General features: G+C 70.6%; 17 protein-coding genes. 10 read left to right on the top strand and 7 right to left on the bottom strand.

Annotated features, from left to right (window positions below; translation table 11 throughout):
• Nucleotides 1–44: 44 nt before the first annotated feature.
• Nucleotides 45–1,901, bottom strand: a complete 1,857-nt coding sequence (gene edd, locus OOZ19_RS12010) for a phosphogluconate dehydratase (RefSeq protein ID WP_266090153.1) — start codon at nucleotides 1,899–1,901, stop codon at nucleotides 45–47.
• A 555-nt stretch (nucleotides 1,902–2,456) separates the two neighbouring features.
• Between edd and OOZ19_RS12005 the strand changes: the two genes are divergently transcribed.
• Nucleotides 2,457–3,074, top strand: coding sequence for a transporter substrate-binding domain-containing protein (locus OOZ19_RS12005; protein WP_266090152.1), 618 nt, complete (start codon nucleotides 2,457–2,459; stop codon nucleotides 3,072–3,074).
• Between the two features lie 13 nt (nucleotides 3,075–3,087).
• Here OOZ19_RS12005 and OOZ19_RS12000 read toward each other — a convergent pair whose 3' ends face one another.
• From OOZ19_RS12000 to OOZ19_RS11985, 4 genes are all read right to left on the bottom strand, one after another.
• Nucleotides 3,088–3,951, bottom strand: a complete 864-nt coding sequence (locus OOZ19_RS12000) for an amino acid ABC transporter permease (protein WP_266090151.1) — start codon at nucleotides 3,949–3,951, stop codon at nucleotides 3,088–3,090.
• The gene (locus OOZ19_RS11995; protein ID WP_266090150.1) at nucleotides 3,948–4,598 is read right to left on the bottom strand and encodes an amino acid ABC transporter permease; all 651 of its coding nucleotides are present in this window, start codon (nucleotides 4,596–4,598) and stop codon (nucleotides 3,948–3,950) included. The genes OOZ19_RS12000 and OOZ19_RS11995 overlap by 4 nt, the downstream gene beginning before the upstream one ends.
• A 63-nt stretch (nucleotides 4,599–4,661) precedes the next feature.
• On the bottom strand, nucleotides 4,662–5,555 hold the full coding sequence (locus tag OOZ19_RS11990; protein ID WP_266090149.1) for a glutamate ABC transporter substrate-binding protein: 894 nt from the start codon (nucleotides 5,553–5,555) through the stop codon (nucleotides 4,662–4,664).
• 71 nt (nucleotides 5,556–5,626) lie between these two features.
• A complete protein-coding gene (locus OOZ19_RS11985; RefSeq protein WP_266090215.1) occupies nucleotides 5,627–6,355 on the bottom strand; it encodes an amino acid ABC transporter ATP-binding protein in 729 nt (242 codons plus the stop codon).
• 701 nt (nucleotides 6,356–7,056) lie between these two features.
• On the opposite strand from OOZ19_RS11985, the gene miaB reads away from it, so the two are divergent.
• Nucleotides 7,057–8,538 (top strand): tRNA (N6-isopentenyl adenosine(37)-C2)-methylthiotransferase MiaB, encoded by a 1,482-nt coding sequence (gene miaB / locus OOZ19_RS11980; RefSeq protein ID WP_266090148.1) that lies wholly within the window; start codon nucleotides 7,057–7,059, stop codon nucleotides 8,536–8,538.
• Nucleotides 8,535–9,125, top strand: coding sequence for an Rv2732c family membrane protein (locus OOZ19_RS11975; protein WP_266090147.1), 591 nt, complete (start codon nucleotides 8,535–8,537; stop codon nucleotides 9,123–9,125). The genes miaB and OOZ19_RS11975 overlap by 4 nt, the downstream gene beginning before the upstream one ends.
• A gap of 233 nt (nucleotides 9,126–9,358) precedes the next feature.
• Here the strand turns inward: OOZ19_RS11975 and OOZ19_RS11970 are convergent, their stop codons facing one another.
• The gene (locus tag OOZ19_RS11970) at nucleotides 9,359–10,687 is read right to left on the bottom strand and encodes a DUF349 domain-containing protein (protein ID WP_266090146.1); all 1,329 of its coding nucleotides are present in this window, start codon (nucleotides 10,685–10,687) and stop codon (nucleotides 9,359–9,361) included.
• 281 nt (nucleotides 10,688–10,968) lie between these two features.
• Between OOZ19_RS11970 and OOZ19_RS11965 the strand changes: the two genes are divergently transcribed.
• The 5 genes from OOZ19_RS11965 (at nucleotide 10,969) to OOZ19_RS11945 (ending at nucleotide 16,282) form a co-directional block, all read left to right on the top strand.
• Entirely contained in the window at nucleotides 10,969–11,685 is a 717-nt protein-coding gene (locus tag OOZ19_RS11965; RefSeq protein WP_266090145.1) for a class III extradiol ring-cleavage dioxygenase family protein, read from the top strand.
• A 102-nt stretch (nucleotides 11,686–11,787) separates the two neighbouring features.
• Nucleotides 11,788–12,699 (top strand): tRNA (adenosine(37)-N6)-dimethylallyltransferase MiaA, encoded by a 912-nt coding sequence (miaA, locus tag OOZ19_RS11960; RefSeq protein ID WP_266090144.1) that lies wholly within the window; start codon nucleotides 11,788–11,790, stop codon nucleotides 12,697–12,699.
• Between the two features lie 9 nt (nucleotides 12,700–12,708).
• The gene (gene dapF / locus OOZ19_RS11955) at nucleotides 12,709–13,560 is read left to right on the top strand and encodes a diaminopimelate epimerase (protein ID WP_266090143.1); all 852 of its coding nucleotides are present in this window, start codon (nucleotides 12,709–12,711) and stop codon (nucleotides 13,558–13,560) included.
• Between the two features lie 237 nt (nucleotides 13,561–13,797).
• Nucleotides 13,798–15,168 carry a GTPase HflX gene (gene hflX / locus OOZ19_RS11950; RefSeq protein WP_266090214.1) on the top strand — a complete coding sequence of 457 codons (1,371 nt, stop codon included), beginning with the start codon at nucleotides 13,798–13,800 and terminating at the stop codon, nucleotides 15,166–15,168.
• 112 nt (nucleotides 15,169–15,280) lie between these two features.
• Entirely contained in the window at nucleotides 15,281–16,282 is a 1,002-nt protein-coding gene (locus OOZ19_RS11945; protein ID WP_266090142.1) for an SdiA-regulated/phytase-like domain-containing protein, read from the top strand.
• Between the two features lie 227 nt (nucleotides 16,283–16,509).
• Here the strand turns inward: OOZ19_RS11945 and lexA are convergent, their stop codons facing one another.
• Nucleotides 16,510–17,205, bottom strand: coding sequence for a transcriptional repressor LexA (lexA, locus tag OOZ19_RS11940; RefSeq protein ID WP_266090213.1), 696 nt, complete (start codon nucleotides 17,203–17,205; stop codon nucleotides 16,510–16,512).
• A 465-nt stretch (nucleotides 17,206–17,670) separates the two neighbouring features.
• Between lexA and OOZ19_RS11935 the strand changes: the two genes are divergently transcribed.
• Together OOZ19_RS11935 and nrdR are read left to right on the top strand one after the other, a co-directional pair.
• On the top strand, nucleotides 17,671–17,982 hold the full coding sequence (locus OOZ19_RS11935) for a LysM peptidoglycan-binding domain-containing protein (protein WP_266090141.1): 312 nt from the start codon (nucleotides 17,671–17,673) through the stop codon (nucleotides 17,980–17,982).
• Between the two features lie 274 nt (nucleotides 17,983–18,256).
• The gene (nrdR, locus tag OOZ19_RS11930; RefSeq protein WP_266090212.1) at nucleotides 18,257–18,742 is read left to right on the top strand and encodes a transcriptional regulator NrdR; all 486 of its coding nucleotides are present in this window, start codon (nucleotides 18,257–18,259) and stop codon (nucleotides 18,740–18,742) included.
• Nucleotides 18,743–18,776: the final 34 nt, after the last annotated feature.

Here is an 18,776-nt window from a genome sequence, read left to right as displayed (position 1 = left end):
TGTCGTGCGCGGGCCGCGGGAGGTTCGCGGCTCTCGGCGGAGGATCAGACGGGCAGGTCGCTCGGCGCGTCGGTGCGCTGCTGCGCGAACACGCTAGCGCCTTGGTCGGCGCGACCGACGGCCCGGCGGAACGCCGCGAACAACTCGCGCCCGGTGCCGTGCTGGGTGGCGGGGGCACCGCGAGCCGGTTCGCGGGCCGCGAAGTCCTCGTCGCCGACGAGCACTTCCAGGGTGCCCTGCTCGGCGTCCAGCCTGATCATGTCGCCGTCGCGCACCCGCGCCAGCGGACCGCCCGCGGTCGCCTCCGGGGTGAGCTGGATGGCGGCGGGGATCTTGCCGGAGGCCCCGGACATCCGTCCGTCGGTGACCAGCGCGACCTGGTGCCCGCGGTCCATGAGCACGCCCAGCGCCGGGGTGAGCCCGTGCAGTTCGGGCATGCCGTTGGCCTGCGGCCCCTGGTTGCGGATCACGACGACGACGTCCTGGTCTAGCTCGCCGGACCGGAACAGCGCGGTGAAGTCGTGCTGGTCGTCGAAGACGCGCGCGGGCGCGGTGACGACGCGGTTCTCCGGTTTGACCGCGGAGACCTTGATGACGGAGCTGCCGAGGTTGCCGCGCAGCACCCGCAACCCGCCGTCGGGCGCGAACGGGTCCTGCACTCCGCGCAGCACGTCCGGGTCGAGGCTCTCGGCGGGAGCGTCGCGCCAGACGAGCTCGCCGTCTTCGAGGAACGGCTGCTTGCGGTAGTGGTCCAGGCCGAACCCGGCGACGGTGTGCACGTCGGGGTGCAGCAGTCCGGCGTCGAGCAGCTGGCCGACCAGGGTCTGCACGCCTCCGGCGGCGGCGAAGTGGTTGATGTCGGCGGAACCGTTCGGGTAGACCCGCGACAGCGACGGCACGATCGCGGAGAGCTCCGCGAAGTCGTCCCAGGTGAGTTCGATGCCCGCGGCGGCGGCGATGGCGGGCAGGTGCAGCGTGTGGTTGGTCGAGCCGCCGGTGGCCAGCAGCGCGACGACCCCGTTGACCAGCGCGCGTTCGTCCAGCAGCCGGCCGATCGGGGTGTGCTCCTCGCCGGCGGCGAGCCGCACGACGCGCCGCGAGGCCTCTTCGGTGAGAGCTCGGCGCAGCGGGGTGCCGGGCGCGACGAAGCTGGATCCGGGCAGGTGCAGCCCCATCACTTCGACGACGAGCTGGTTGGAGTTCGCGGTGCCGTAGAACGTGCAGGTGCCGGGGGAGTGGTAGGAGGCGGATTCGGCTTCGAGCAGGTCTTCGCGGGTGGCTTTGCCTTCGGCGAACAGCTGCCGGATGCGGCTCTTCTCCCCGTTGGGCAGGCCGGATGCCATGGGGCCCGCGGGCACCAGGATCGTCGGCAGGTGCCCGAAGGCGAGGGCGCCGATGAGCAGGCCGGGCACGATCTTGTCGCAGACCCCGAGCAGCAGCGCGCCGTCGAACATCTCGTGGGACAGCGCGACGCCGGTGGCCATCGCGATCACGTCGCGCGAGAACAGGGACAGCTCCATGCCCGCCCGGCCTTGGGTGATGCCGTCGCACATCGCGGGAACCCCACCGGCGAACTGGGCGACCCCGCCGGCTTCGCGCACCGCATCCTTGATCTGCGCCGGGTATTCGGCGTAGGGCTGGTGTGCCGAGAGCATGTCGTTGTAGGCCGACACGATCGCCACGCCCGGCTTGGTCTCGCCGCGCACCGCGATCCGGTCGGCGCCGCTACACGCCGCGAAACCGTGGGCGAGGTTGCTGCAGGGCATTCCGGATCGGACCGGTCCGTCGGCCGCTGCGGCGCTGATGCGTTCGAGGTAGTCGCGCCGGGTCTGCTCGCTGCGGCTGCGGATACGGTCCGTGACTTGCTGCACGACGGGGTGGATGGCCGCTCGCGTCGCCATTCGTCGCCTCCTGACGGATTCGGTGCTGCTTTCGCACACGGGCGACGACGCTGGCGCCTCTGATCTGCGTGACGCCAGCCACACTAACGGGTGTGATGCGGAAATCAAAACCGATAAAGAGCAGGCGGTGATCGTGAATTCGGGATGTCGGATGGATGACGAGCCGCGGTACGCGTCCGTTCAGCGGCACTGACCTGGAGCGACGCTCACGCGTCCGAGATGTCGGATCGTGGCGGGCGCTCGTAGGAGGCCAGCGAGGTTCTGGTGATTTCCCGAGTCCGCCGATCAGCCCGGATCCGGGCGTCGACGGCGTGGCGGTGCCGTTGCCGACCGGTTGCGACGACCTCTCGGGGCCGCGATCCCGCCGATGAAGATCACCTCTTCGGGATCGGGTCCCGAAAATCGGACGCGCGGTGGAGCGAGATTCGCCTTCGATCGGGCGGAGTCGCGCGGCGGACTCGCCGGATCGGCGCGCCGTTGATCACCGATCGTGTTCGGGATGGCCGGTTCGGTGGAGGGGCTCCCGAAGATCCGCCCGGCTGGCAGGATGGGCGCATGCGCAGCGGTGTGGTGGCAGTGGTGCTGGCGAGCGCGGTGGCGCTGGCCGGATGTTCCGGCGGCGGCGGCGAACCGGAGCGGTCGCCCGACGCCGCGCCGCCCCCGGTGGCGCCCCCGACGAGCGTGGCACCGCCGCCTCCGGTGGAGCTCGACGCCTCACCGACCTTGGAGAAGATCCGCAGGCGCGGTTCGCTGCTGGTCGGACTCCGCGCGGAGGAGCCGGACTTCGCCGCGCGCGACGGCGCTGGCGGCTACCGCGGATTCGACGTCGAGGTCGCGAAGCTGGTGGCCCAGGAGCTCGGCCTGAACCCGGACACCCAGGTCTCCTACCGGCTGCTGCCGAAGACGCTGCGAGCCGACGCCCTCGCCGGGGGCAGCGTGGACCTGCAGTTCGCCGGCCTGGACCCGGCAGGCCCCGGCGTCTCCGGGATCGGGCCGTACGCGGTCACCGCGGACGGTGCCGAGCACTACCTGGTGATCAAGTCCGGTGACGACGCGATGCGCGATCAGCTCTCCGAGGCGCTCGCCGCGGTGGTGCGCGGTGGCGGCTGGCAGCGGGCCTACGACGGCACGCTCGCTCCGGCCGGAGTGCAGGCCCGCCCCGCTCCGCGCTAAACGGCTTCGCCGGTCACTCCCCGGCCGCCGGGGCCTTCCGAGGCGCGGTGAACCCGCCCTTGCGCCCCTGGCTGAGCCTGCGCTCGGTGAACACTGCGGCGCGGCTCAACGCGTAGTTGAGCAGCACGAACACCACGCCGATGACGAAGTACGTCTGGATCGGGTTGTTCAGGTTCTGGATGACGATCTGCCCCTGCCGCACCAGATCCACGTACGAGATGATGAAGCCCAGCGAGGTGTCCTTCACGATCACCACGAGCTGGCTGATCAGCGCGGGCAGCATCGCCCGGAACGCCTGCGGCAGCACCACGGTGCGCAGCACCTGCGAGCGGCGCAGCCCGATCGCGTAAGCCGCCTCGCTCTGCCCGCGCGGCAGCGACAGGATCCCGGCGCGCACGATCTCGGCGATGATCACCGAGTTGTACGCGGTCAGCCCGATCACCAGGTACCACATCACCGGCATGTCCAGGCCGAACGACGGCAGCACCCGGCTGGCGAAGAAGACCGCGATGACCACCGGCACGCCGCGCAGCAGCTCGACGAGACCGACCACCGCCCACCGGTACCAGGGCGCCGCCACGACCCGCGAGACCGCGAGCAGCGTGCCGGTGATCAGGGAGAACGCCATCGCCAGCACGGCCGCGAGCAGCGTGTTGCCGAGCCCGGTGCCGAGCAGGCTCCACAGCGCGGTGAACGTCCCGTTGGTGGGGTCGATCAGCGGTCCCCACTTGTCCACGGTGAGCTGGCCGTTCGCGCCGAGCGTCACCAGCACCCACGCCAGCAGCGCCAGCAGCAGCGCGCCCACGACGACGCTGACCACCAGTCCACGCCGCTTCGCGACCGGGCCGGGAGCCTCGTAGAGCACCGAGTTCGTCATCGGGCGATCGCCACCTTCCGCTCCAGGACGCCGAGCAGCAGCCCGGCCGGGATCGTGATCACCAGGTAGCCGAGTACCACCCCGATGAGCACCGGCAGCACGGCTTCACCGCGCGCCGAGGTCAGCGTGTCGCCGACGGCGAACAGGTCCCCGCCGACGCCGAACGCGCCCACGATCGCCGAGTTCTTGATCATTGCGATGATCACGTTGCCCAGCGGCGGAACCACGGTGCGCACCGCCTGCGGCAGCACGACCAGCCCCAGCGTCTGGCCGAACCCGAGGCCGATCGCGCGCGCCGCCTCCGCCTGGCCGGGCGGCACGGCGTTGATGCCGCTGCGGATCGCCTCGCACACGAACGCCGAGGTGTAGAGGGCGAGACCGATGGTCCCGAACCAGAAGTACGAGCCGTTGAGCCCGAGTTCGGGCAGCCCGAAGGCCATGAAGAACAGCACCACGGTCAGCGGGCAGTTGCGGAACACGGTGACCCACGAGGTGCCGGTGGCGCGCAACGGTGGCAGCGGTGCCACCCGGAACGCCGCGATCACGGTCCCCAGGACCACTGCGAGCACTCCCGCGTACAGGCAGATCTGCAGCGTGCGCAGCAGTCCGCTCAGGTACAGGGGCAGGTTGTCGGTGATGACGTGCACGGTTGTCTCCGGCTCTGCGGCCAGGTGCGGGGCGCCGTCGCGGCGCCCCGCACCGGAATCCGATCAGCTACAAGGGGCCAGTTGCGGCAGCGCCGGTGTCTGCGGCGACACCTTGCCCGCGGTGGACTGCCAGGCCTTCTCGTAGGTCCCGTCGCCCGCGGCCTTGGTGAGCGTGTCGTCGATGAACTGGCAGAACGGCACGTCGCCCTTCTTGATGCCGATGCCGTAGGGCTCCGCGGTGAACTGCTTGTCGACGAGCTTGAACTGCCCGCCGCTGTTCTCCACCAGACCCATCAGGATCACGTTGTCCGTGGTCACGGCCTGCACCTGGCCGGTGCGCAGCGCGTCGGAGCACTTCGAGTAGACGTCGAACAGCGTCAGGTTCTGCGGGTCGACGTACTTCTTGATCTCTTCGGCGGGGGTGGAGCCGGTGACCGAGCAGACCTTGGCGCCGCTGGCGCGCAGCGACTCCGGTCCGGTGATCTCGGCGTTGTCGCCCTTGACCATCAGGTCCTGCCCGGCCTCGTAGTACGGCCCGGCGAAGCTGATCCGCTCCTTGCGCTTGTCGTTGATCGTGTACGTGGCCACGACCATGTCGACCCGGCCCTGCTCGATGATCTCCTCGCGGGTCTTGCTCGGGGCTTCGACCCATTCGATCTGCTCGGGAGAGAGGCCGATCTTGGCCGCGACGATCTTGCCGATCTCGACGTCGAAGCCCTGCGGCGTGCCGTCGAGGCCCTTGAGGCCGAACAGCGGCTGGTCGAACTTGGTGCCGATGCGGATCTTGCCCGCCTGCTTCAGGTTCGCCATCGTGGTGCCGGGTGCGAACTCGGCGTTCGCGTCGACCGGGATGTCGGTGCCGCCCGCGAGCTGATTCCCCCCGCCGCCTCCGCAGGCGGTCAACGCCAGCGCCGCCGATGCCACCAGCACGCCCCAGCGCATGCTCCGCGCTTTCATCTCGAATGCCCCTCTCTGAGGTGAACCGAACGCTCCGCGCGCGTCCTGCGACGTGCGCGGGGACCGCGAGGTCAGTGGGTGAGGATCTTGCTCAGGAAGTCCTGGGCCCGTGCGCTCTCCGGTGCCTCGAAGAACCGGCTCGGCGTGGAGTCTTCGACGATGCGGCCGTCGGCCATGAACAGCACGCGGTGCGCGGCCCGGCGGGCGAAGCCCATCTCGTGCGTGACGACGAGCATCGTCATGCCTTCGGCGGCGAGCCCGGCCATCACGTCGAGCACCTCGTTGACCATTTCCGGGTCGAGCGCCGAGGTCGGCTCGTCGAACAGCATGACCTTCGGCTTCATCGCCAGAGCGCGGGCGATCGCCGCCCGTTGCTGCTGGCCGCCGGAGAGCTGGGCGGGGTACTTCTGCGCCTGGTCGGCGATGCCGACCCGATCCAGCAGTGCCGTCGCTTCCCGCTCGGCGGTGGCCTTGTCGAGCCTGCGGACCTTGATCGGGCCGAGCAGCACGTTCTCGAGGATCGTCTTGTGCGCGAACAGGTTGAACTGCTGGAACACCATGCCCACGTCGGCGCGCAGCTCGGCGAGCGCGCGTCCTTCGGCGGGCAGCGGCTTGCCGTCGATCTCGACGGTGCCGGAGTCGATCGGTTCGAGCCGGTTGATCGCGCGGCACAGCGTGGACTTGCCCGATCCGGAGGGGCCGAGCACGACCACGACCTGGCCGGGCGGCACGGTCAGGTCGATGTCCTGCAGCACGTGCAGGGACCCGAAGTGCTTGTCGACCGAGGACATGCGGATCATCGGCGAATCCGGGGAACCTGCGGTCATGCACTCTCCTAGCCCGAGAAGTCCGGATCTGATGGCGAAAATTTAAGCCGCCGGACACGATTAGTCCATATGGTGCGGGTTAATGCAGGTTGCAACTCGGTTACGCGTCCGGAGAAGGCGAGGGTTTTCCCGGCTTCTTACAAGATCTGTCCGCAGGCCTGCCAACTGCGTGTAAGCATCTCGCCGCCAGTGGTTCCGGCGCGTGGTCGATGATCGTTCCGAGCGTACCAACGGCCCCTGCCCGGTGACTGTCCGTACTCGCAAGATTCCCGGTTCGCCCGCGCGGTGGTGTTCGTGCGTGACTGGTAGTAGCGCTTGCGGGTGAGGCTCGATTGCGCCATTCGCCACTCATCTCGTGCTCGCGGCCGGGGCCCGCCGACCGGATCGAACAATGCCCACTATGAATGAACCGGCCCGTGCGGCGGGGCGTTTCATTCGATTTCCGCGCCGGTCCGGAAAGCTCCCGGGGTGCGCGGGTCCGCGCGGATTCCGCCGCGCGGCGATCGTTCGGCGCCGGTCGGCGGGCGGCGAGCACGAGCTCGCCGCCCGTCCGAAATCGGCGGTCGTCCCAGCTCCGGGAGCTCCCGCGCGGGACCGGCCACTGCCGTCGGCACTGGTCTCCGGGCGGCCATCGAACGCTCCTGAGCAGCCGATATGGTGGCGGGGTGAGCACGATGAGCGTTTCCAGGACATATGACATCCGCACGTACGGATGCCAGATGAACGTGCACGATTCCGAGCGGCTGTCCGGAATGCTGGAAGACGCCGGTTACGTGCGCGCCGCGAAGGACCACGACCCCGACGTCGTCGTGTTCAACACCTGCGCGGTCCGGGAGAACGCCGACAACCGGCTCTACGGCAACCTCGGCAGGCTCCGCCCCGCGAAGCAGGAACACCCCGGCATGCAGATCGCCGTCGGCGGTTGCCTCGCGCAGAAGGACCGCAGTGAGATCGTCCGCCGCGCGCCCTGGGTCGACGTCGTGTTCGGCACCCACAACCTCGGTTCGCTGCCCACGCTGCTCGAACGCGCCCGGCACAACGACGAGGCCGAGGTCGAGATCCTCGAATCGCTGGAGACGTTCCCGTCCACGCTGCCCGCCCGGCGCGAATCGGCCTACTCCGGCTGGGTGTCGGTCTCGGTGGGGTGCAACAACACCTGCACGTTCTGCATCGTGCCCGCGCTGCGCGGCAAGGAGAAGGACCGCAGGCCCGGGGACGTGCTCGCCGAGGTGCAGGCGCTGGCCGACGAGGGCGTGCTCGAGGTGACGCTGCTCGGCCAGAACGTCAACGCCTACGGCGTCGAGTTCGGCGACCGGCTCGCGTTCGGCAAGCTGCTGCGCTCCTGCGGTGAGATCGACGGCCTCGAACGCGTGCGCTTCACCTCGCCGCACCCGCGCGACTTCACCGACGACGTGATCGAGGCGATGGCCGCGACGCCCAACGTCTGCCACCAGCTGCACATGCCGCTGCAATCCGGTTCCGACCGGGTGCTCAAGGCGATGCGCCGGTCCTACCGCTCGGACCGCTACCTGAACATCCTGCGTGAGGTGCGCGAGGCGATGCCGGACGCGTCGATCACCACCGACCTCATCGTCGGTTTCCCCGGCGAGACCGAAGAGGACTTCGAAGCGACCCTCGACGTCGTCCGCCAGGCGCGGTTCAGCACGGCGTTCACCTTCCAGTACTCCAAGCGCCCCGGCACCCCCGCCGCCGAGCTGCCCGACCAGCTGCCCAAGGAAGTCGTGCAGCAGCGCTACGAACGGCTCGTCGCGGTGCAGAACGAGATGTCCTGGGAGCTCAACAAGGGTCTCGTCGGCCACGACGTCGAACTGCTCGTCGCCGAAGGCGAAGGCCGCAAGGACGTCGAGACCCGCAGGCTCTCCGGGCGGGCCCGCGACGGGCGGCTCGTGCACTTCCACCCCGGCGGCGCCATCGACCGCGAGATCCGGCCCGGCGACATCGTGCACACCAGCATCACCAGGGCGGCCCCGCACCACCTCGTCGCGGACGGTGAACTCACCGCGCACCGGCGCACCAAGGCCGGCGACCGGTGGGAGGAGGGGCGCAAGCCCAAGACCTCCGGGACCAGCCTGGGGCTGCCCACCTTCGGCGCCCCGGCGGCGCCGCCCGCGACCGACCAAGGATGTGGCTGTTGAGCGACGACGAGCGGCGATCCCGTCCCGAGCCGGAAGAACCGGCGGAACCCGGCGACTCGGATCGCCCGGACCTCGACGCTCAGGAAGGGACCGACGTGCAGCGCACGGAACCATCGGACACGAGCGGAACCGACCAGGACCGCGCCGACCGGCGGAGCCTCTCCCAGGCCGAACGCGACCTGCTCCGGCGCATCGACCCCGGTAGCAAGGCCGTCACCATCGCGGCCGTCATCCTGGTCCTGATCGTCAGCTCGCTGCTGCCGTGGATCGGGGACTCGACCGGCCTGGAGATCCTGCTCGGGCAAGCGGACCCGGCTCTGGACGTCGGCCTGCTGCCCAGGTTGTTCGCGCTCAACGCCACCATCGTCGGCGTGCTGATCGGTGCGCTGGCGCTCATCACCCGCCGCTGGGCGATCGCGTGGGTGGCCGGGATGGCGGCCATCATCGTGTCCTTCGAAGGCATGATCGCGATCTGGTCGCGCCAGACCGTGCCCTCGGGCGGCCCCTCGTGGGGTTTGGTGCTCGCCGCGCTGTGCATGGTGGTGCTGGCCGTGCAATGGATCCGCGTGGTGCTGACCCGGCCTTGAGGTTCTGATTTCGCGCAGGGGACGGGGTCGGCGGAACCGCGGCGTTCTACGCGGCGAGAAGAACGCCGCGAACCCACTGCCATGCCGATTGCTCCGGTGCCCAGCGGCTTCGCCTCTGACCGAACAACGAACCCGTTGGCACGTAGCGCGGTCGCTCGCGGGCAAGAACAGGTCGTGAGGTTTCCGGGGCGGCCCCGAGCGGTGGGCGCCGATCGGCGCCCACCGCGGATCGATCAGCGGTCGGCAAGGGCCTGCTCCGCGGCGGAGAGCCACACGCGCCACTGGCCGGCCTGCTCGTCGGCCTTCTTGGCGCGCTTCTCATCGCCCGCCACGCGAGCTTTCTCGGCCTGCGCCTCGAACTGCTCCACCCGTTCGCGGAACTGGTCGACCCGCGCCTGCGCCTCCGGGTCGGTGCGCCGCCACTGCGCGTCCGACGCCGACCGCACCCGGTCGGCGACCGTGCGCAACCGGCCTTCGAGCTCGCGCATCCGCTCCCGGGGCACCTTGCCGATCTCGTCCCAGCGCTGCTGGATCCGCTGCAGGTGCGCCTGCGCGGCGGCCAGGCCCGCACCGGGGTCGATCGTCTCGGCCTCGGTGAGCAGCGCCTCCTTCAGCTTGGCGTTCTCCGCGAACTCCGCGTCGCGTTCCGAGAACGCCGCCGAGCGGCGGGCGAAGAACGCGTCCTGCGCGGAGCGGAACCGCTGCCACAGCGCGTCGTCGCTGTCCTTCGGAGCGCGGCCACTGGCCTTCCACTCCGCCATCAGGTCCTTGTAGCGCGTGGCCGTCGCGCCCCAGTCGGTCGACTCGGTGAGCGATTCGGCCTCGTCGACCAGTTCCTGCTTGCGGACCTTCGACGCCGCGCGCTGGCGGTCGAGGTCGGCGAAGTGCGATCCGCGCCTGCGGTTGAACGCGTCGCGAGCCTTGGAGAACCGCCGCCACAGCTGCTCGTCGGTCTTGCGGTCCACGCCGCGCACCGACTTCCACTCGTCGAGGATCCCGCGCAGCCGGTCCCCGGCGGACTTCCAGTGCGTCGCCTCCGCCGCGATCTGCTCGGCCTCGGCGGCGAGCGCCTCCTTGCGGGCCACCGCGTCCGTGCGGGCCTGCTCCTTGTGCGCCTTCGCCTCCTCGACCGCCTTCTCGGCGTGCTGCACGAGGTGCTCCACCAAGGCGCCCAACGCCTCCAGGTCACCGACGACGGCGGCTTCCGGAAGTCCGTCGCGCAGGTGCTGGGCGCTGGTCAGCGACTGCTTCGCGTCACCGGAACGGCTGCTGAGCCGCTTCTCGAGCAGCTCGGCCTCGGTGCGCACGTCGTCGAACTTGCGGGCGAAGTGCGCCAAGCCATCCGACGGCTCACCGGCCTGCCAGGAACCCACGGCGCGTTCGCCGTCGACCGTGCGCACCCACACGGTGCCTGTTTCGTCCACCCGACCCCACCGGTCCGGATTCGCCGAAGCCGCCGGGACCGTGGGCGCTGTCGAGGTGGACCCGGTCCCGGTGACGGCCGCAGCCGCGTCGGGCGTGGCGCCCGCAGTGCTCTCGGGGGTCGTGTCCTGGTGCGTCATGACCGGAATCCTCCTCGGGTACCCGCTTCGGTGCCCGTGCCGGGCACGGGCGCCCCGCGCGTGCGGGGCCGGTGCGCGGCGATCCGGACTCGCATGGTGAGTCCGATCTCCGCTGGCGCATTCAAACAGGTCGCCCCCGGCTCCGGAATTCCGGCGGTACCACTGCGCGGTCCGCGCGGTCGCGAGCGCAGGTGCGGGCAGGTCCTGCGACCACCCGTCGCGCGCCCTGTTCGGGTCCCTGCTCCGCTCACCGCTGACCATGACCTTTACCGTGCACGGGTGTGATCACCCGCATCGCCGTGGTGCCTTACCCGCCGTTGCTCGTCCCCGAACTGACCGTGCGGTCGACTTCGCTGATCGAGCCCGTGCGGAGCGCATGCCTGCGCGCCACCACCAGTTTGACGGAAGCCGCAACCGAATGGGTGGCCGTCGGTGTAGATCGTTCCGGACCGGCCGTCCTGCGACCGGACACCACGGGCACGTTCGCCGGCTACGGCGTCGACGTCCCGGTGGCGCTGCGGGATCGAGCGGAGCAGTCCACACCGCCCGACCCGGACCTGCCGCTGCCCGCCCTGATCGCCGGTTTCCTGCGCACGCAGGCCGGTGCGCGGTCGGTGACGGTGCGGCTGCTGGCACCGGACACCCCGGCTCGTCAGGCCGCCGAGCTCGGTGCGCGGCTCGACGCCGACGGCCCGGAGACCGGGCTGCTGGTGCTCGCCGAAGGCGGCAGCCGCCGGGACGAACGATCACCGCACCTCCCCGATCCGCGGGCGGCGGGGCTCGACGACGTCCTGCGCGACGCGCTGCGCGACGCGGACGGCCCCGCGCTGCTCGGACTGGACCCGCAGGTGTGCGACGAGCTCGGCGTGCACAGCCGGGCCGCGTGGCAGGTCGCCGCGGGCGTCGCCGCGACCGGCACGTGGCAGGCGGAGCCGCTGTACTCGGACACCCCGCTGGGCATCACGTACCACGTCGGCGTGTGGTCCAGAGCCGCTTAGGGGCCGCTTCGACCGGCCTGCGCCGGGGATCGCTGCTCCGCCGCCCGACCTGGCGTCGGCCCTGGGTGAATCGATCGGGGGACAGGCCTTACAGTCGCCACCGTGTCCGCCGCATCCACAGCTCGACCGGTGGCGATCGTCGGGCCCACCGCCACCGGCAAGTCGGATCTCGCCGTCGAGGTCGCGATCGAGCTCGGCGGGGAGGTGGTCAACGCCGACGCCATGCAGCTCTACCGCGGCATGGACCTCGGCACCGCCAAGCTCACCGAGGCGGAGCGCCGCGGTGTCCCGCACCACCTGCTGGACGTGCTCGACGTGACCGAGGCGGCCTCCGTCGCCGCCTACCAGCGGGAAGCGCGTGCCGTCGTCGAGGACGTGCTGGCGCGCGGACGCACCCCGGTGCTCGTCGGTGGCAGCGGCCTGTACGTGCAGGCGGTGCTCGACGACCTGCGGTTCCCCGGCACCGACCCGGACGTGCGGGCCCGCTGGGAGGAAGAACTGCGGACCTGCGGCGCGGAGGCGCTGCACCACCGCCTCGCCGAACTGGACCCGTCCGCGGCGGCGGCGATCCTTCCGTCGAACGGGCGGCGCCTGGTGCGGGCGCTGGAGGTCATCGAGATCACCGGACAGCCGTTCTCGGCGAACCTGCCCGTGCCGGGCCCGCCCCGCTACGACACGGTGCTGATCGGCTTGGACCGCCCGGTCGCGGAGCTCGACGACCGGGTCGATCGGCGGGTCACCTGGATGTTCGACACCGGATTGGCCGCCGAGGTGCGCGAGCTGGCCGACCACGGCCTGCGGCACGGCCGGACGGCATCCCGGGCGCTGGGCTACCAGCAGGTCCTGGCCGAACTCGACGGATCCGGCGACATGGCCGTCGCCGCCACCGAGACGGCTCGCCTGACCAGGCGCTTCGTGCGCAAGCAACGCTCCTGGTTCCGCCGCGACGACCGCATCCACTGGTTCGAGCCCGCGGCGGCGAGGCCCGGAATCCACCAGCTGGTGCGCACGTAGACTCGTCACGTGCGGTTTTCCGAAGGACCTGAGTTCACCAAGGGCCACGGCACGCAGAACGACTTCATCGTGCTGCCCGACCCGGACGGCGAGCTGAAGCTCACCGATTCCCACGTGCGCGCGCTGTGCGACCGCCAGCGCGGCCTCGGCGCCGATGGCGTGCTGCGCGTCGTTCCCGCGGGCGCGGTGCCCGACGCTCCCGGCGACGTCGCCCCGGACGTGTGGTTCATGGACTACCGCAACGCGGACGGGTCGCTCGCCGAGATGTGCGGGAACGGCGTCCGGGTGTTCGCCCGCTACCTCGTCGAATCGGGCCTGGTCGCGCAGCCCGAGTTCCCCGTCGGCACCCGGGCCGGGATCCGCTCGGTCCGCACCCACCCGGACGGCGGCAGCACCGTCGACATGGGCGCGGCGCGGATCTTCGGCGACTCCGCGGCGACGCACGGCGGCCGGGAGTTCGCCGGGGTCGCGGTGGACCTGGGCAATCCGCACCTGGCGTGCGTCACCGACGCGGACCTCGACGCGCTCGACCTCGCCGAGGCCCCCGAACACGACGGCGGGCTGTTCCCGAACGGCGTCAACGTGGAGTTCGTGCGCCCTGCGGGGCCGCAGCGGGTGCGGATGCGCGTGCACGAACGCGGTGTCGGCGAAACCCGCTCCTGCGGCACCGGCACCGTCGCCGCCGCCGTCGCGGCGCTGCGCGCTGACGGTGAAAGCACCGGTCGCCGGGTCGTCGACATCCCCGGCGGCACCGTGCAGGTCGACGTGACCGAGACGACGACGCTGCTCACCGGGCCGGCGGTGCTGGTCGGCGGCGGCAGGCTCGACGCCGGGTGGTGGCGGCAGGTCGAGGGCGGCTGACCCGCCGCGGGCGGCGGTCACACCGGTCGAAGGATGAAAACCGCTCGCGTGCCGTGGGACAATGGTGTCGATATGAAGAATTCCGCACTGTGGTCACATGAGGCAGGCACCCCGGCCGGTGCCCCCACGGCAGCCGAAGCCGACGAAGGCATCCACCTGGACGGGGAAGCCCCGTTCGGCGACGGCGACCTCGACTTCCTGCCCGATTCCGATCTCCCGGACCCGTCCGCGGGGGAGATGGCACTCGAAGAGCGCGCCTCGCTGCGCCGCGTCGCCGGGCTGTCCACCGAGCTCGCGGACATCACCGAGGTCGAATACCGACGCCTGCGCCTGGAGCGCGTGGTGCTGGTGGGCGTCTGGACCGAGGGCGACGCTGCGCACGCCGAGACGTCGCTGGCCGAGCTCGCCCGGCTCGCCGAGACCGCGGGTTCCGAGGTGCTCGACGGGTTGGTGCAGCGCAGGCCGCGGCCGGATCCCGCCACCTACGTGGGCTCCGGCAAGGTCAAGGAACTGCGCGACGTCGTGATCTCCACCGGTGCGGACACCGTCATCTGCGACGGCGAACTGTCCGCCGGTCAGCTGCGCCAGCTGGAGGACAAGCTCAAGGTCAAGGTCATCGACCGGACCGCGCTGATCTTGGACATCTTCGCCCAGCACGCCAGCTCCAAGGAGGGCAAGGCCCAGGTCGAGCTGGCTCAGCTGCAGTACTTCCTGCCGCGGCTGCGCGGTTGGGGCGAGGCGATGTCCCGGCAGGCAGGCGGGCGAGCCGGCGGCGCCACCGGTGGTGTCGGTACCCGTGGTCCCGGTGAGACGAAGCTGGAGACCGACCGCCGGTTGATCCACAAGCGGATCAGCAAGCTCCGCAAGGAGCTCAAGGCCATGAGCACCGTCCGCAGCACCAAGCGCGGTCGGCGCGAAGCGCAGCACGTGCCCGGTGTGGCCATCGCGGGTTACACGAACGCAGGCAAGTCCAGCCTGCTCAACGCTTTGACCGGGGCCGGTGTGCTGGTCGAGGACGCGCTGTTCGCGACTCTGGATCCGACGACGCGTCGAGCCGAGACGCCGGACGGCAGGCCGCACACGCTGACCGACACGGTCGGCTTCGTCCGGCACCTGCCGCACCAGCTGGTGGAGGCGTTCCGCTCGACGCTGGAAGAGGTCACCGCCGCCGATCTGCTGGTGCACGTGGTGGACGGTTCCGAGCCGCAACCGCACGAGCAGGTCTCCGCGGTGCGCACGGTCGTCGCCGACATCGCCGCGGAGCACGGCGCCCCGGTGCCGGAGGAGCTGCTCGTGGTGAACAAGGTCGACCAGGTCGACCCCACCCGCATCGTGGAGCTGCGCCAGTTGCTGCCGGGCGCGGTCTTCGTCTCGTCGCACAGCGGTGAGGGCATCGCCCACCTCCGCGAGCTCATCGCCGAGCGGCTGCCCAGGCCGGATGTGCTGATCGACGCGCTGGTGCCCTACACCCGCGGCGAACTGGTGGCCCGCGTGCACGCCGAAGGTGAGCTCGTGGCCGAGGAACACACCGCCGAGGGGACCCGGTTGCGGGCGAAGGTGCGTTCCGATCTGGCTGGGGCGCTGCGCCCGTTCGTAGGAGTCGGATGAGCAGGGCCGGGAAGGTTCGGGCCGTCGTCGTCCTCGTGCGGTGACCGCGCCGGTGAGCACTGGTCGTCGGCGGTGGCGGCGGTCGTGCGCGTTCGTCTCCGTTCTCGCGTTGGTGAGCGTCACGACGGGTGTGGCCGCCGCTCAGGGCGTTGCGGTGCCCGAGCAGCGGTGCCGGATCAGCGACCCGGACCTGACGGAGTTGTCGGGCTTGGCTTCCGACGGCCGGTACTGGTACGCGGTCGACGACGGCGGCAGCTCGATCCGGGTCACCTTGCTCGATCGTGGTGATTGTTCGGTGCGGGACGTGTGGACCTCCGAGGCCGACCCGTACGACGTCGAGGACCTCGCCTTGGCGCCGGACGGCGCGGTGTGGCTGGCCGATACCGGCGACAACCGGCGCGAACGGAGCACCGTGGCGCTGCACAGGTTGACCGAGAACGGCGACTCGACGCTGTACCGGCTCAGCTATCCGGACGGTCCGCACGACGCGGAGGCGATCCTGCTCGACCGGGAGGGCACCCCGCACGTGGTCACCAAGGAACCGTTCGGCGTGGCGTTCGTCTACCGTCCGGCCGCTCCGCTAGCGGCGGACGCGACGGTGCCGTGGGAACGGGTCGGCTCGGTCGCGCTGCCCTCCACGGATTCGCCGGACGGCCCGATCAAGGGAATCGGCACCCGGCTGGTTACCGGTGGGTCGGTGAGCCCGGACGGAACCATGATCGCGTTGCGGACCTACACCGAGGCGTACCTGTTCCACGCTCCCGACGGGGACGTCGCGGCGGCCCTGCAACGCCCTCCGGCGCCGATCAGGTTGCCACCCGAGCCGCAAGGAGAGGCGATCGCCTGGGAGCCGGACGGCACGTTGCTGACAACTTCCGAGGGGCTGCAACCGGTGTTCGCCCTGCCCGCCGCGGCAGCACTGCTCGCCCCCGCAGAGCCCGATGCCCCACCGGCCCCGGGCGCCGACCGCACGTACTCGGAACGCCCCGACGAGGACGGCACCGCCGAGCCGGGATCGAGCAGCGACGCGTTCTCCACCGCACCCGCGCTCGTCGTCGCCGGCGGCCTCGCGGCCCTCCTGCTGTACTTCCTTGCACGAATGCGCCGCCGCTGACAGCGCGAGCAACCTGCGCACCAATGATCGATATCCCGGCAGCGGCGAAGCCGCTGGACGGCGGCCACTCTCGCAACCGGCACTGCAGCGGGTTCTCAGCATTCTTCTCGCGAGGGACAGCGATTTCGTGTGTGGCGGAGCCACTCGCGAAATTGATCCCGCAGCGAGAAGAACACTGAGGTGCCGCCACCCGACCACTACGCACATCATCCCTTTCGGGAAGTCCCTCAGAGGCGGCGCAGGACTGCTACTACCTTGCCCAGAATCGTCGCGTCGTCGCCGAGGATGGGCTGGTACGCCTCGTTGTGCGGAACGAGCCACACGTGGTCCTCGGTGCGCTTGAACGTCTTGACGGTCGCCTCGCCGTCGATCATCGCCGCCACGACGTCGCCGTTGTCCGCGTCCGGCTGCTGGCGCACCGCGACCCAGTCGCCGTCGGTGATGGCCAGGTCGGTCATCGAGTCGCCGACGACCTGGAGCAGGAACAGCGACCCCTCGCCGACGATCTCCTTCGGCAGCGGGAAGACGTCCTCCACCGATTCCTCGGCCAGGATCGGTCCACCGGCGGCGATCCGGCCCACCACTGGGACGTACGCGGGCTTCGGGCGGCCGGCGAGCTCGGACTGCTCGGAATCGGCGACCAGCACGCCCACCGTGCGCGGACGGTGCGGATCACGCCGCAGGAAGCCCTTCCGCTCCAGCACGCGCAGCTGGTAGGCGACAGACGAGGTGGACGTGAGGCCCACCGCGTCGCCGATCTCGCGCACGCTCGGCGGGTAGCCGTGCTCCCGCATCCAGCTGCGGATCGACTCGAGCACCTTGAGCTGCCGGTCGCTGAGTTCGCCGGTGCCCGGCTGTTCGGGGACCGACGAGGTGGGCGCGGTCGGCTCCGCTGCTGTGCCACCTCGGACGTCGGTCACGATCGCCTCCGCGCCGCGAGAACCGTTCGTCGATCCGGCGCCGTCGGACGTGCCGCCGAGTTCGTCGTTGATCGATTCGGTCGTATTGCTGACCACCACTGCCTCCTGTCCTCGTGAACGGGACTGCTCGTGACTCCGATTTCCACAGTAGACGGGGCGAAGTGGAAGATCAAACACCTGTTCGAGTTAATTTCGGCCAGACTCTGGCGCATTCGGGCACTGCTGGTACACAATCGCACGCAGGTTCGATCGAACATCTTTTCGATCTTGATACATCGATCTGCGGGCCGACCCTAGGCCCTGATGCTGGAGGTGCTCATGGTGGCGATGTCCGGTGCGGCGACCCGGTCGCGATCCGGCGCTGCGAGAATGGGATCACCGGCGGTTCCGGCGGGTGGGCTCTCCGCGCCGCGTGGAGTCGCCGCGGCCGAACCGTGGCCGCGGAGGGTCGCACGGCCCGCTCCGGGGGTGGCGTCGACGCGGGCGGGGTGGTTCGCCGCCGCCCGCGAATGCGCCTGGCTCGTCGCGGTGGGCGCCTGCGCATTCGTGGGTGTCCTTCTGTTCGGCATGCTCGCGCTGGATTCGGGAGCGCGGCCAGTGCCGGATGCTACGGCGGTCGCGCGCGTCGCGGACGGCGACACGCTGTGGTCGGTGGCGGCTCGTTTCGCTCCGGACAGTGACCAGCGCGCGGTGGTCGGCCGGATCGTGGAGCTCAACCGCCTCGGTGTCGACGGGGTCGGGTTAGGTCGCACGTTGATCGTTCCCGCGCAGCGCGGCTGACGCCCGGGGGCGTCGGCTCGCCCGCCTGTCGGGGTGTCGGCTGCGGCTTCCGCAGGTCGCTCGGTTCGATGTCACTCGACCGGGCGGGGAGGGGTGGGCCGGTTTGCTTCCCGATCTGCGGCGGATTAAAGTCGACCACAACATCTAGTAGTTACGCCGGTGTAGTTACTCCACAGGTTGGGATCACGGAGTATTCACGCGTCCACGGACCGTGAGCGCGACCGGCTGCCGCGATGGTGTGGGTGACGACGACGCCGGGAAGGGGGTGAGTGCGATGCGGTGCCCGTTCTGCCGAGGCGACGATTCGCGAGTGGTCGACTCGCGCGAGGTCGAGGAAGGCCAGGCGATCCGGCGCAGGCGATCATGTTCGGCCTGCGGTCGCCGGTTCACGACGGTGGAAGAGCTCGTGCTGTCGGTCGTCAAGCGTTCCGGCGTCACCGAGGCGTTCAGCCGGGAGAAGGTGGTCCGGGGAGTGCGGCGCGCCTGCCAGGGTCGTCCCGTGGAGGAGGACGCGCTGCAGCAGCTCGCGCACCGCGTCGAGGACGCGGTCCGTTCCCGAGGCGTGTCGGAGTTGTCCAGCCACGAGGTCGGACTCGCGATCCTGGGGCCGCTGCGCGAACTGGACGAGGTCGCTTACCTGCGGTTCGCCAGCGTGTATCGGGCCTTCTCCTCCGTCGAGGACTTCGAGAAGGAGATCGCGGACCTCCGGGACGCGGCGGGCGGCGTCGCCCGTGCGGCCGAGGAGAACGCCGGTGGCTAGGTCGAAGCGGCGGCACGCGAGGCGCGGGTCGGCG

The sequence above is a fragment of the Saccharopolyspora sp. NFXS83 genome (assembly GCF_026241095.1).
Classification (GTDB): Bacteria; Actinomycetota; Actinomycetes; order Mycobacteriales; family Pseudonocardiaceae; genus Saccharopolyspora_C.
The sequence above is the reverse complement of the archived record's forward strand: the minus strand, read 5'-3'. Positions and strand labels throughout refer to the sequence as shown.